The sequence below is a fragment of the Kordiimonas sp. genome (assembly GCF_965216265.1).
GTDB lineage: Bacteria > Pseudomonadota > Alphaproteobacteria > Sphingomonadales > Kordiimonadaceae > Kordiimonas.
The window spans coordinates 3,608,895-3,621,147 of the sequence record NZ_OZ244153.1 but is presented as its reverse complement, the minus strand read 5'-3'; the positions used below and the strand labels follow the sequence as shown (position 1 = coordinate 3,621,147).

At 54.0% G+C, this 12,253-nt stretch carries 16 protein-coding genes; all 16 read right to left on the bottom strand.

Translation table 11 applies throughout. The features are described 5' to 3' along the window. Positions 1–2: 2 nt before the first annotated feature. Positions 3–413 (bottom strand): 50S ribosomal protein L16, encoded by a 411-nt coding sequence (gene rplP / locus ACOOGA_RS16610; RefSeq protein WP_417457556.1) that lies wholly within the window; start codon positions 411–413, stop codon positions 3–5. A gap of 31 nt (positions 414–444) precedes the next feature. After that, positions 445–1,140, bottom strand: coding sequence for a 30S ribosomal protein S3 (gene rpsC, locus ACOOGA_RS16605; RefSeq protein WP_417462102.1), 696 nt, complete (start codon positions 1,138–1,140; stop codon positions 445–447). Then, positions 1,140–1,520, bottom strand: coding sequence for a 50S ribosomal protein L22 (rplV, locus tag ACOOGA_RS16600; protein WP_417457558.1), 381 nt, complete (start codon positions 1,518–1,520; stop codon positions 1,140–1,142). The genes rpsC and rplV overlap by 1 nt, the downstream gene beginning before the upstream one ends. Before the next feature lie 2 nt (positions 1,521–1,522). Then, positions 1,523–1,804 (bottom strand): 30S ribosomal protein S19, encoded by a 282-nt coding sequence (gene rpsS / locus ACOOGA_RS16595; RefSeq protein ID WP_262691196.1) that lies wholly within the window; start codon positions 1,802–1,804, stop codon positions 1,523–1,525. Positions 1,805–1,816: 12 nt separating this feature from the next. Further along, a complete protein-coding gene (rplB, locus tag ACOOGA_RS16590; RefSeq protein ID WP_417462103.1) occupies positions 1,817–2,653 on the bottom strand; it encodes a 50S ribosomal protein L2 in 837 nt (278 codons plus the stop codon). Positions 2,654–2,656: 3 nt separating this feature from the next. After that, positions 2,657–2,950, bottom strand: coding sequence for a 50S ribosomal protein L23 (locus ACOOGA_RS16585; RefSeq protein ID WP_417457560.1), 294 nt, complete (start codon positions 2,948–2,950; stop codon positions 2,657–2,659). Further along, entirely contained in the window at positions 2,947–3,567 is a 621-nt protein-coding gene (gene rplD, locus ACOOGA_RS16580; protein WP_417462104.1) for a 50S ribosomal protein L4, read from the bottom strand. The genes ACOOGA_RS16585 and rplD overlap by 4 nt, the downstream gene beginning before the upstream one ends. Before the next feature lie 5 nt (positions 3,568–3,572). Further along, positions 3,573–4,328: a 50S ribosomal protein L3 gene (gene rplC / locus ACOOGA_RS16575; RefSeq protein ID WP_417462105.1), complete on the bottom strand. Its 756-nt coding sequence runs from the start codon at positions 4,326–4,328 to the stop codon at positions 3,573–3,575. 4 nt (positions 4,329–4,332) lie between these two features. Beyond that, positions 4,333–4,647 carry a 30S ribosomal protein S10 gene (rpsJ, locus tag ACOOGA_RS16570; protein ID WP_020401309.1) on the bottom strand — a complete coding sequence of 105 codons (315 nt, stop codon included), beginning with the start codon at positions 4,645–4,647 and terminating at the stop codon, positions 4,333–4,335. Between the two features lie 50 nt (positions 4,648–4,697). After that, the gene (gene tuf / locus ACOOGA_RS16565) at positions 4,698–5,888 is read right to left on the bottom strand and encodes an elongation factor Tu (RefSeq protein WP_420429048.1); all 1,191 of its coding nucleotides are present in this window, start codon (positions 5,886–5,888) and stop codon (positions 4,698–4,700) included. 67 nt (positions 5,889–5,955) lie between these two features. Continuing rightward, positions 5,956–8,037: an elongation factor G gene (gene fusA, locus ACOOGA_RS16560; protein WP_417463135.1), complete on the bottom strand. Its 2,082-nt coding sequence runs from the start codon at positions 8,035–8,037 to the stop codon at positions 5,956–5,958. Between the two features lie 28 nt (positions 8,038–8,065). Further along, positions 8,066–8,536, bottom strand: a complete 471-nt coding sequence (gene rpsG, locus ACOOGA_RS16555) for a 30S ribosomal protein S7 (RefSeq protein ID WP_417463134.1) — start codon at positions 8,534–8,536, stop codon at positions 8,066–8,068. Positions 8,537–8,557: 21 nt separating this feature from the next. Further along, positions 8,558–8,929, bottom strand: coding sequence for a 30S ribosomal protein S12 (gene rpsL, locus ACOOGA_RS16550; RefSeq protein ID WP_417459322.1), 372 nt, complete (start codon positions 8,927–8,929; stop codon positions 8,558–8,560). 333 nt (positions 8,930–9,262) lie between these two features. Then, positions 9,263–10,816, bottom strand: a complete 1,554-nt coding sequence (locus tag ACOOGA_RS16545) for a hypothetical protein (RefSeq protein ID WP_417463133.1) — start codon at positions 10,814–10,816, stop codon at positions 9,263–9,265. Between the two features lie 23 nt (positions 10,817–10,839). Beyond that, positions 10,840–11,268, bottom strand: a complete 429-nt coding sequence (locus tag ACOOGA_RS16540; protein WP_417463132.1) for a GtrA family protein — start codon at positions 11,266–11,268, stop codon at positions 10,840–10,842. After that, complete coding sequence (locus ACOOGA_RS16535; protein ID WP_417463131.1) at positions 11,234–12,241, bottom strand: glycosyltransferase family 2 protein; 1,008 nt, start codon at positions 12,239–12,241, stop codon at positions 11,234–11,236. Before ACOOGA_RS16535 ends, ACOOGA_RS16540 begins: the two co-directional genes overlap by 35 nt. Between the last annotated feature and the right edge of the window lie 12 nt (positions 12,242–12,253).

Here is a 12,253-nt window from a genome sequence, read left to right as displayed (position 1 = left end):
CTCTAATGCATCCGTTGCACGATGCGAGTACCAACGGCCAGCTTTGCAGCTGCACGTTCGAACGCACCACGCGCCAGTTCTTCAGAGACACCATCGATCTCAAACATGATGCGGCCAGGTTTTACCTTGCACACCCAACGATCGACAGAGCCTTTACCTTTACCCATCCGAACCTCGGCAGGCTTGGCTGTCACAGGCACATCCGGGAAAATCCGGATCCACACTTTACCAGACCGCTTCATGTGACGGTTCATGGCACGACGAGCCGCCTCGATTTGGCGAGCAGTTACACGGCCAGGTGCGGTCGCTTTAAGACCAAACTGACCAAAGTTAAGATCGGTTCCGCCCTTGGCATTGCCATGGATACGGCCTTTGTGGGCCTTACGGAACTTCGTACGTTTCGGTTGCAACATTTTATGTCGCTCCTATCACTTACCGTCCGGCCTAACGGCGGGACGGACCACCTTGGCTTTGAACTTCGTTTGCACGACGTTCGTGAGCCATCGGATCGTGTTCCATGATCTCGCCTTTGAACACCCAAACCTTGATACCGCAGATACCATAAGCGGTCAGGGCTTCAGAGACACCGTAGTCGATGTCTGCACGCAGGGTGTGCAACGGCACGCGGCCTTCGCGGTACCACTCGGTCCGTGCGATCTCTGCGCCACCAAGACGGCCTGCACAGTTGATACGGATACCGCCGGCACCGAGACGAATTGCGCTTTGTACCGCGCGCTTCATGGCGCGACGGAACGCAACACGACGCTCAAGCTGCTGTGCGATGTTGTCAGCGATCAGTTTAGCATCGATTTCCGGCTTACGGACTTCGACAATGTTCAGGCTCACGTCAGACTTCGTAAAGTTTGCAACCTTACGACGGAGCTTCTCAATGTCGGCGCCTTTTTTACCGATGATCACACCCGGACGAGCCGAGTAAATGGTCACGCGGCATTTTTTGGCCGGACGTTCGATGATCACTTTTGAAATGCCAGCTTGTGACAGTTCTTTCATCACGAACTTGCGGATATTCAGGTCTTCGTGCAACAGCGTGCCATAGTCATCGCCTTCGGCATACCAGCGCGAGTCCCAGGTGCGGTTCACACCCAGGCGCAGACCAACGGGACTTACTTTCTGACCCATTATGCAGTCTCCTCTACTTCGCGCACAACAATGCGCAGACGACTGAACGGCTTGACGATCTTACCTACACGACCACGAGCACGGGCGCGGAAGCGTTTCATAACGAGCGCCTTACCCACAGTTGCTTCGGCCACGACAAGGCTGTCGACGTCCAGATTATGGTTGTTTTCTGCGTTTGCGACTGCAGACTGCAGAACTTTCTTCACCTCAATCGCGCTACGGCGGCGGTTGAAGCTCAGGCTAGCCAGAGCTTTTTCCACTTTCATACCGCGAATGCTAGCAGCCACCAGATTAAGTTTCTGGGGCGAGCCGCGAAGCATCGTAGCGGTTGCTACTGCTTCATTATCCGCCAAACGGCGTTTTGCAGATTGCTTACCCACAGTTACTTCCTCTTCGCTTTCTTGTCCGCAGCGTGACCGTAGTAGGTACGTGTCGGAGCGAATTCACCGAGCTTGTGACCAACCATGTCTTCCGTCACGTAGACAGGAATGAACTTTTGCCCATTGTAGACATTGAAGGTCAGCCCAACGAAATTCGGCAGAATGGTCGAACGACGTGACCAAGTCTGGATAATTGCCGAAGTTTTACCGCTTTCCATAGCCGCTTCCACCTTCTTGAGAAGGTGCATGTCAACGAAAGGGCCTTTCCATACAGAGCGTGCCATATTCAGGACTCCTTAGCGTTTCTTGCGCTCGTGGCGCGACCGGATGATAAGCTTATCGGTACCTTTATTGGACCGAGTCTTCTTACCTTTGGTAGGCTTACCCCATGGCGTCACTGGGTGACGACCACCTGAGGTCCGACCTTCACCACCACCGTGCGGGTGATCGACAGGGTTCATGGCAACGCCACGAACGCTTGGACGACGACCGAGCCAGCGGTTCCGGCCCGCTTTAGCGAGCTTGATGTTTTGGTTGTCTGGGTTTGATACCGCACCGACCGTGGCAACACACTCACCACGAACGAGACGAACTTCACCCGAAGACAGACGAAGCTGCGCGTAACCGCGGTCACGACCGATCAGCTGAGCGTATGCCCCAGCAGAACGAGCCATCTGACCACCTTTACCGGCTTTCATCTCCACGTTGTGGATGATGGTGCCGATTGGCATGTTAGCGAGCGGCATTACGTTACCTGGCTTTACGTCAACCTTTTCACCAGCAATCACCGTATCGCCAGGAGCGAGACGCTGTGGTGCAAGGATGTAGGCCAGTTCACCGTCTTCATATTTAATCAGCGCAATGAATGCGGTCCGGTTTGGATCGTACTCGAGGCGTTCTACAGTTGCAGATACGTCCCATTTAGTGCGCTTGAAGTCGATCATCCGGTAAGTACGCTTATGACCACCACCACGACGACGCGAGGTGATACGGCCATGGTTGTTGCGACCGCCGGATTTGGTAAGACCTTCGGTCAGCGCTTTTACAGGCTTGCCCTTGTGTAGACCTTCACGGTCAACAAGAACGAGGCCACGCTGAGCCGGGGTTACCGGTTTATATTGCTTGAGTGCCATCGGTTAAACCCCCGTCGTCACGTCAATGCTGCTGCCTTCGGCAAGTGTTACCATGGCTTTTTTGTATTCGGCACGACGGCCGTTTACACCACGGAAACGCTTTACTTTGCCTTCTTGGCGGAGCGTGTTGACTTTCTTCACTTTCACGTCGAAGAGTGCTTCCACAGCCGCTTTAATTTCCGGCTTGGTCGCGTCGATCGCTACTTTGAAGGTTACCTGGTTATTTTCAGAGCCGAGCGTTGCCTTCTCGGTGATCACTGGGCTCTTGATCACGTCATAATGCTTGATCGCGGTCATTTGAGCCTCTCCTCGAGTTTAGCAACTGCAGCTTTGGTCAGAACCAGCGTGTCGCGACGGAGAATGTCGTACACGTTAGCACCTTGGCTTGGCAGCACGTCAACGTTTGGAATGTTCGCGACAGCACGCTTGAAGTTTTCATTCACTTCAGCGCCATCAACGAAGAGAGCATTTGCGAGGCCGAGTTTCTCGAGCTTCACTTTCAACTCTTTCGTTTTACCGTCTTTCAATTCCGCAACATCAACGATGATGAGCTTGCCGTCTGCTACTTTAGCGGACAGAGCCGATTTCAGGCCAAGCTTGCGAATTTTCTTCGGCAGGTCGAAACCGTGATCACGCGGGATCGGGCCAAAGGCACGACCACCACCAACGAAGATGTTCGAACGGCGGTTACCGTGACGTGCGCCACCACCACCTTTTTGTTTGCCGAACTTCTTGCCAGTGCGAGCGATATCCGAGCGGAACTTCACAGCGTGAGTACCAGCACGGCGCTTTGCGAGCTGCCAGTTTACTACACGGTGCAGGATGTCTGCACGTGCAGTTACGCCGAAGATGGCTTCATCGAGATCGATGTCACCAGCTTTTTTGGCGTCAAGTGTAAGGACGTCGGTCTTCATGACGCTTATTCCTCGTTACCTTCTGCAGCGGCTTCTGTTTCAGCAGGCGTTTCAGCCGGTGCTTCTACAGGAGCTTCTGCTTGCGCAGGTGCGCGGAATGCTGCCGGCATCGGCAAACCTTCCGGAGCGGCTTTCTTCGCAGCGTCAGAGATCAGCACCCAACCCTCTTTCGAGCCTGGGATACCGCCTTTAACGAGGATGAGACCGTCTTCAACCCGCGTTTCAATGATTTCAACGCTTTGTACCGTCTTGCGAACGTCACCAAGGTGACCGGCCATCTTCTTGCCCTTGAACACGCGGCCCGGATCTTGACACTGACCCGTAGAACCGTGTGAACGGTGGGAGATGGATACACCGTGCGATGCACGCAGACCACCGAAGTTGTGACGCTTCATCGCACCGGCAAAACCTTTACCCTTCGATGTACCAACAACGTCAACGCGCTGGCCTACGAGGAAATGGTCTGCGGTGAGCTCTGCACCAACTTCTACAAGCGCATCCACGGCTACACGAAATTCAGCTACTTTCGCTTTTGGCTCAACCTGAGCTTTTGCGAAGTGGCCGCGCTGTGCCTTGGAAACGTTTTTCACTTTACGGGCACCCGCGCCAAGTTGCAGGGCGGTGTAACCGTCTTTCTCTACTGTGCGCTGAGCAACAACCTGACAGCCGTCGAGCTGCAGAACTGTTACTGGCACGTGGTGACCGGCGTCGTTAAACACGCGGGTCATACCAAGCTTCTTTGCAATCAAACCTGTGCGCATGGTCTTATCCTTGCAGTTTGATTTCAACGTCAACACCAGCAGCGAGGTCGAGCTTCATCAGCGCGTCTACAGTCTGCGGAGTTGGGTCAACGATGTCGAGCAAGCGTTTGTGGGTACGCATTTCGAACTGCTCGCGGGACTTCTTATCAATGTGGGGACCACGAAGTACCGTGAACTTTTCGATCCTGGTAGGCAGCGGAATAGGTCCGCGCACCAGAGCGCCCGTACGCTTAGCCGTGCTGGCGATTTCACCGGTTGCTTGGTCAAGCACACGGTGGTCAAATGCCTTCAGGCGGATGCGAATATTTTGCGCTTCCATTGATCTTACACCTTAAAAGCGGCGCCGGGGTTACCGGCGCCTTCGTTACATTAAGCGATGATTTTAGCGACTACGCCGGCGCCGACGGTACGACCACCTTCGCGGATAGCGAAGCGGAGACCCTCGTCCATGGCGATCGGAGCGATCAGCTCAACCGTCAGGTTCACGTTATCACCAGGCATCACCATCTCGGTGCCTTCTGGAAGCTCAACCATGCCCGTTACGTCCGTTGTACGGAAGTAGAACTGTGGACGATAGTTCGCAAAGAATGGCGTGTGACGACCACCTTCCTCTTTGGTGAGGATATAGGTCTCAGCAGTGAACTTCGTGTGTGGTGTGATCGAGCCAACGTGCGCCAGAACCTGACCACGCTCAACATCATCACGGCCAACACCGCGCAGAAGTGCACCGATGTTATCGCCAGCTTCACCCTGGTCGAGCAGCTTGCGGAACATCTCAACGCCCGTAACTGTCGTCTTCTGGGTGTCCTTGATGCCTACGATAGCAACTTCTTCACCAACCTTCACGATACCACGCTCAACACGACCGGTAACAACCGTACCACGGCCAGAGATTGAGAACACGTCCTCAACTGGCATCAGGAACGCACCGTCAACAGCACGCTCAGGCTGTGGGATATAATCGTCAACTGCTTTCATCAGCTCGAGGATCTTCTCTTTGCCGATGTTGTCGTCGCGACCTTCAAGAGCTGCAAGCGCAGAACCCGATACGATCGGAATATCGTCGCCAGGGAATTCATACTCAGAGAGAAGCTCGCGGATTTCCATCTCAACAAGCTCAAGAAGCTCTTCGTCATCAACCTGGTCAACCTTGTTCATGAAAACAACAAGCGCTGGTACACCAACCTGACGCGCAAGCAGGATGTGCTCGCGGGTCTGTGGCATTGGACCGTCTGCTGCGTTCACAACCAGGATAGCCCCGTCCATCTGCGCTGCACCCGTGATCATGTTCTTCACATAGTCAGCGTGACCTGGGCAGTCAACGTGAGCATAGTGACGGGCTTCCGTCTCATACTCAACGTGGGCTGTCGAAATCGTGATACCACGCTCGCGCTCCTCTGGAGCCTTGTCAATGTTCGCGAAATCTACTGCTTCACCGTGTCCAGCTTCTGCAAGCACTTTCGTGATCGCCGCTGTCAGCGTCGTCTTACCATGGTCAACGTGACCAATCGTTCCAACGTTGCAGTGCGGCTTGTTCCGTTCAAATTTTGCTTTTGCCATTTTACTACCTTTCTATCGGCCCTTGTTTGCCAAGGGATCCATAGCATTGGTTTTTCTTGTTTATGTTTTAACCAGCGAGCTTGGTCTTGATTTCCTCAGCCACGTTCGCAGGAACTTCAGCGTAATGGTCGAACTGCATGGAGAACTGAGCCCGGCCTTGTGAGAATGAGCGAAGCTCGTTCACATAACCAAACATGTTCGCCAGCGGCACCATTGCGTTGATTACCGTAGCAGGACCGCGGGTCTCGGACCCCTGGATCTGACCACGGCGCTTGTTAAGGTCACCAATAACGTCACCCATATACTCGTCTGGCGTCACAACTTCGACCTTCATCACTGGCTCAAGAAGCTTGATGCCAGCTTTCGAAGCTGCTTCGCGCAGTGCACCGCGACCCGCGATCTCGAACGCCAGAACGCTCGAGTCAACGTCGTGGTACGCACCATCCACAAGGCGTACAGCGAAATCGATGATCGGGAAGCCGATGAGAGCGCCGCTCTCAGCTACGTCACGAATACCTTTTTCAACACCAGGGATGTATTCACGTGGAATGTTACCGCCCTTGATCTCGTCCTTGAACTCGATACCCGAGCCACGCTCACCAGGGGTAACAACCATTTTCACACGACCAAACTGACCAGAACCACCGGACTGTTTCTTGTGTGTGTAGTCAATTTCAACTTCACGAGCAAAGCTCTCGCGGTACGCAACCTGTGGCGCGCCCACGTTACACTCAACTTTGAATTCACGCTTCATGCGGTCAACAAGAATGTCGAGATGCAGTTCGCCCATGCCTGCAATCACAGTCTGACCGGATTCTTCATCAGAAGACACGCGGAAAGATGGATCTTCAGCAGCCAAGCGGTTGAGGGCAATACCCATCTTCTCTTGGTCGGCTTTGGTTTTCGGCTCAACAGCAACCTCGATCACCGGATCAGGGAATTCCATACGCTCAAGCACAACTTGTGAGTTGTTAGCGCAGAGCGTGTCACCTGTTGTGGTGTTCTTGAGACCAGCGAGAGCAACGATGTCGCCTGCGCGTGCTTCTTTGAGGTCTTCACGGCTGTTTGCGTGCATTTCAAGCATCCGGCCGACTTTCTCTTTACGCTGCTTCACAGAGTTCATGACCTGTGTACCAGTCTCGAGAACGCCAGAGTAGATGCGGCAGAATGTCAGCGTACCAACAAACGGATCGTTCATGATTTTGAATGCAAGAGCAGAGAAAGGCTCGTCGTCAGAAGACTTACGCATGATCTCTTTTTCTACGTCGTTGGCATCAACACCGCGGATCGCTTCAACGTCAGTTGGAGCAGGCATGAAGTCAACAACCGCATCCAGAAGAGGCTGAACGCCTTTGTTTTTGAACGCTGTACCGTTGAGAACCGGAACGAAGAGGCTCTTGGTTGTACCTTTGCGAATAGCGCCTTTCAGCTCTTCTTCGGTCAACTCCTCGCCATCGAGGTACTTTTCCATCAGAGCTTCGTCAGCTTCAACAGCCGTTTCGATCATTTCCAGACGCGCTGCTTCAGCGGCATCTTTCAGTTCGTCACGGATATCGACATATTCATAAGATGCGCCAAGGTCTTCACCTTTCCAGAGCACTTCCTTGAACTTCACAAGGTCGATCAGACCTTCGTACTCGCTCTCAGCACCGATCGGCAACTGAACGATCAGCGCCTTGGCACCAAGACGGTTCTTGATCATGTCAACACAGCGCTCAAAATTTGCGCCCATGCGGTCCATCTTGTTGACAAAACACATGCGCGGAACGCCGTATTTATCAGCCTGACGCCACACTGTCTCGGACTGAGGCTCAACACCTGCTACCGAGTCAAATACAGCAACCGCACCATCGAGAACGCGCAAGCTACGCTCAACTTCAATCGTGAAGTCAACGTGGCCAGGAGTATCGATGATGTTGATCCGGTGATCCTTCCAGAAACAAGTCGTCGCAGCCGAGGTAATGGTAATACCCCGCTCCTGCTCTTGCTCCATCCAGTCCATGGTAGCGCCACCATCGTGTACTTCGCCGATTTTGTGGCTACGGCCTGTGTAATAAAGGATACGTTCGGTCGTGGTCGTTTTGCCAGCATCAATGTGAGCCATGATGCCGATGTTGCGATAACGATTAAGTGGCGTTCTGCGTGCCATGGAACTGGTTCCCTAACTTAGATACAAATTACCAACGATAGTGCGAGAAGGCTTTGTTAGCCTCTGCCATCTTGTGCGTGTCTTCACGCTTCTTGACGGCCGCACCCCGGTTGTTCGCTGCGTCCATCAACTCACCGGACAGGCGATCAACCATCGTGGTTTCATTACGCTTGCGTGCAGCAGTGATCAGCCAGCGAATAGCCAGCGCCTGCGCGCGCTCATTGCGAACCTCAACAGGAACCTGATAAGTCGCACCACCAACACGGCGGGAGCGAACCTCAATAGCAGGCTTCACATTGTCGAGTGCCTCATGGAAAAGGCCGAGAGCTTCTGCTTTCGCACGCTCTTCAACTTTATCCAGCGCACCATATACAATGCGCTCAGCGACGGATTTTTTACCATCGAACATCAGGCTGTTCATGAATTTGGTCAGTACCACATCACCGAACTTCGGATCAGGCAGGACTTCGCGTTTTTCTGCTCTATGACGACGAGACATAGCGGTATTCCTTCTCTAATCTTACTTCGGACGCTTGGTGCCGTATTTCGAACGGCTTTGGCGACGATCAGCGACGCCCTGCGTATCCAGAACACCACGGAGCGTGTGGTAACGCACACCTGGCAAGTCTTTCACACGACCACCACGGATAAGCACCACAGAGTGCTCCTGGAGGTTATGGCCCTCGCCTGGGATATAGCTTGTGACTTCAAAACCGTTCGAGAGGCGCACACGGGCAACCTTACGAAGTGCCGAGTTCGGCTTCTTTGGAGTCGTTGTATAAACGCGTGTGCATACGCCACGTTTTTGTGGGCATGCTTCAAGAGCCGGTACTTTGTTATGTACGGGCTTCGCTTTGCGCGGCTTCCGCACTAGCTGGTTAATGGTAGGCATTTTTGTTCCTTGCCGTTTTTCTCTGTCACCATCACTCGAACGACCTGCTTTACATGCAGCAAAACCGCCTGCATCGGGGCCTTTAGGCTCCGACGAGGCCATTCAAGAAATATTTCAATGTCAATCTCTTAGCCAGAAAACCCCAGCGTCTAGCCCGTTTAGGCTACCACCTGAGCTCCGGCGAGGTGCGCTTACTATACCGAATTCCGTTCAACGTCAACGAAAAAACGGGAGCTTTGGCCGTTTTCCGGATTCGCCAGCAGATAGGGCAATATAAGGCGCGCCGCGACCATATATCATGATGGAAAAGAAGCCAACCACCCTACCCGTGCACTATGACCGACACACGGAGTCGGCCACATCGGCCAGCAGGATGTTGTCGATCCGGTAGAGACGAACATGCTCCCCCTCATAAATCGGCATTAGAAAGGGTGGCAAGTGACCGATGCGACCCTCCGCTGCATTCGCGAGCAGGAATAAATCTGAGCCGACAAACCGGCACGCGTGATAGGGATTATCCGATGAGGTCATGTCTGGCACCAAGGGCTTTTCAGGATAAAGCTGCATCTGTTGCGGCATACGGGCCGCCAGCGCCCGGTACTCTGGCGCAAACACTACCGGCTGCTGCGCCGGATGCGCCCACAGCCGGGCCACAAAGGCAGACTTCTCAATAATCGCCAGCGTGACATAATGCTGGTGCGGCGGGTCGACAAACCACTTGCGCTCATTAAGCATGACATAGGTTGCGACCTTCGCCCCCTCGCCCATATGGGATATGGCCGTCTCATATTCAGGCAGTACGTCTACTTCAGCCCGGTGCCAGTGATGCGCTACGACGCCTGTCCTCACCACAAATAGAGCCACAAAAGCACCTACAAGGCCATAGGCCAAGCGCTTGGGCATTGCTTGCACCGACAGAGATGCCAGCCCGATCAACACCAGCGGGATAAAGGTGCGGATATCAGCGCCCGGGCTGGACATCACGAACTGCGGCATCAGGAAATGCGTGAGTGTGAATGCCGCAATCACGCCCCACATAGGCCGCGCTATTCTTATATACCCGCGCCACAGGCAGTATAGCGCGATTGCCCCTACACCGACGAATGTCAAAACATCCAGCACCACATTATAATTATTGAACGTCATGAAGGGTATGTTGACGAGCTTGCGCGAGAAATGGCCAAAACCGATCTCATGCGCGAACCCTGAGGTCGGCGCCAGGCAGAAGAAAGCGTATAGCGGGAAGAGGAACTGTACGCCCCCAACACCTGCCGTGCTGGCCCAGGCTTTGACGTTTCTGTTCGGTTGTTCGCTCAGGCGTTGCAGCTCATAGGCCCCAAGTGCAATAGCATAAAGACCGAAGGGGAACAGATGGCAGAAGAAAATTGCCGTCGCCATCAGGGAGGATACCAACACTCGCCAGAGCGGTTTGCTTTCCCGCATGCGAAGCCACAGCGCGACACCAATCAGCATAAGCACAACGCCGGTCAGATAGTTCACCATACCCCACAGCAGGATACGGTTATAAAAGAGCAGCGCTGAGAGCATGAAGAGCACACCCAACCTACCGTGGATCGCCCGGCTGAGCGAGCCGACCCCAACCAGCATACCAATGAAAATCAGCACCAGAAGGGCCTTGGCCCCGCCATTGAGCGAGATGGATGAAAGGGCTGTGAGCAACACATCCATCGCCAGATTGGGGATAATAGGCCAGTCGATACTGTAATAGGCGGCAAGGAAGGGGTTAGTGCCTCCATCTCGCAGGATATGGATACGCGCCAGATGGTTCGGCATGTCCGCGATAGGCGGCAAGCTGACGAGCCCCAACGGCACGCAAGCCATAAGGAGCGAAAAAGTCGCTATCAGAACTGTCCTACGGTCCAGCATACGCCTCCCTCTACCTCAAAGTTCTAACCAGCACGAGACCGGAAAACCCAATATTTACTCAAGAGGAAATTCGCGACCGTGACCAACGCCATAACCACCAGCCACGAAGGTGTGAGCGACCAGCCCTGCTGAAGCGAAAATTCAATCAACCCACTGCTGACAAGCAGAAGGGAAAGCTGTGTAGCAATAAAGCGCGCCATCTGCGGCGCTGCCCGCGCTTCCTGGCTAACCGCGAAGGTAAACCGCCTGTTGAGAGCAAAAGACCATGCAATGCCGGTGCTGTAGGAAATCGCCTGCGAGATTGCCCCGCCCATCGGCAAAGTTTTCAGAAGGGGGAACACCAGCACCAACACCACGTACGACAGTGCCGCATTTGAGCATCCGACGAGCAAAAACCTGACGGCCTGAGATCGGCTACTATTGTTTGCCAGCATGGGAGCGATCAGCCACATTCTTCTCATCAAGATTCCGAACCTTACCCCCTGCACTATCGATCACCTCAGAGATAATGAAGTGCGGGCGGTTCTGGAGCGCCATGTGCATGCGCGCGATATAGGTGCCAAGGATGCCAAGGATAATGAACATGATGCCAAACAGCAGCGACACAACACCAAGGATGGAGGCCCAGCCCGGCACCGTGTAGCCATTGGCATAGGCCCAGAACACATAGCCTATCTCTGCAAACGCGATAAGCGAGGTGAAGAAGCCAAGCCATATGCCAATCTTCAGCGGTTTGGCCGAGAAGGAGACAATCGCACCCGAAGCAAAGCGCATCATGCGGCGAAGTGAGTATTTGCTCGTGCCACTCAGGCGCTCATCCATATTAAATTCAATGACGGTAGAGCGGAAGCCAAGCCACTCCACAGCGCCGCGGATAAAAAGATCCGTATCCTTGAGGCGAAGCAGTTCCTCAACCACCTTGCGGTCAAGCAGACGAAAGTCCGACGTGCCCGTGCCCAAGGAGATATCCGCCAGCCAATAGAAAAACTGGTAAAACAGCTGCGATGATTTGCGCTTGAAAAAGCCCGTGACCTCCTCGTCGCAGCGCTTGGTGGAGACAACATGAAACCCGTTCTGCCAGGCTGCTATCAGCTCCGGGATAATCTCGGGTGGATGCTGCAGGTCCCCATCCATAGAAACAACCGCGCGCCCGCGCGCCGATGCAAGCCCTGCCAGCAAAGCATGCTGGTGCCCAAAGTTGCGTGAAAGCCGGAAACCCTTGAGATTGGGGCTCAACGCGCGCGCTTCTTCAATAGCGGCCCAGGTACCGTCGCTGCTGCCGTCATCAACCAGCACAACCTCATACTGAAGCCCGGATGCGTCCATAACTGCTGCCAACCGATCAATGAGAGCGGCAATATTGCCCTCTTCATTAAAGACCGGTGCGACAATCGATATGTCAGGAATGACATGTACTGAATTCATAGCAGTGCCCCC

Bases quoted from the DNA above. Each gene is read 5' to 3' on its own strand.
- rplP (WP_417457556.1), bottom strand. From the start codon at position 413: ATGTTGCAACCGAAACGTACGAAGTTCCGTAAGGCCCACAAAGGCCGT.
- rpsC (WP_417462102.1), bottom strand. From the start codon at position 1,140: ATGGGTCAGAAAGTAAGTCCCGTTGGTCTGCGCCTGGGTGTGAACCGC.
- rpsS (WP_262691196.1), bottom strand. From the start codon at position 1,804: ATGGCACGCTCTGTATGGAAAGGCCCTTTCGTTGACATGCACCTTCTC.
- rplB (WP_417462103.1), bottom strand. From the start codon at position 2,653: ATGGCACTCAAGCAATATAAACCGGTAACCCCGGCTCAGCGTGGCCTC.
- ACOOGA_RS16585 (WP_417457560.1), bottom strand. From the start codon at position 2,950: ATGACCGCGATCAAGCATTATGACGTGATCAAGAGCCCAGTGATCACC.
- rplD (WP_417462104.1), bottom strand. From the start codon at position 3,567: ATGAAGACCGACGTCCTTACACTTGACGCCAAAAAAGCTGGTGACATC.
- rplC (WP_417462105.1), bottom strand. From the start codon at position 4,328: ATGCGCACAGGTTTGATTGCAAAGAAGCTTGGTATGACCCGCGTGTTT.
- rpsJ (WP_020401309.1), bottom strand. From the start codon at position 4,647: ATGGAAGCGCAAAATATTCGCATCCGCCTGAAGGCATTTGACCACCGT.
- tuf (WP_420429048.1), bottom strand. From the start codon at position 5,888: ATGGCAAAAGCAAAATTTGAACGGAACAAGCCGCACTGCAACGTTGGA.
- fusA (WP_417463135.1), bottom strand. From the start codon at position 8,037: ATGGCACGCAGAACGCCACTTAATCGTTATCGCAACATCGGCATCATG.
- rpsG (WP_417463134.1), bottom strand. From the start codon at position 8,536: ATGTCTCGTCGTCATAGAGCAGAAAAACGCGAAGTCCTGCCTGATCCG.
- rpsL (WP_417459322.1), bottom strand. From the start codon at position 8,929: ATGCCTACCATTAACCAGCTAGTGCGGAAGCCGCGCAAAGCGAAGCCC.
- ACOOGA_RS16545 (WP_417463133.1), bottom strand. From the start codon at position 10,816: ATGCTGGACCGTAGGACAGTTCTGATAGCGACTTTTTCGCTCCTTATG.
- ACOOGA_RS16540 (WP_417463132.1), bottom strand. From the start codon at position 11,268: ATGTGGCTGATCGCTCCCATGCTGGCAAACAATAGTAGCCGATCTCAG.
- ACOOGA_RS16535 (WP_417463131.1), bottom strand. From the start codon at position 12,241: ATGAATTCAGTACATGTCATTCCTGACATATCGATTGTCGCACCGGTC.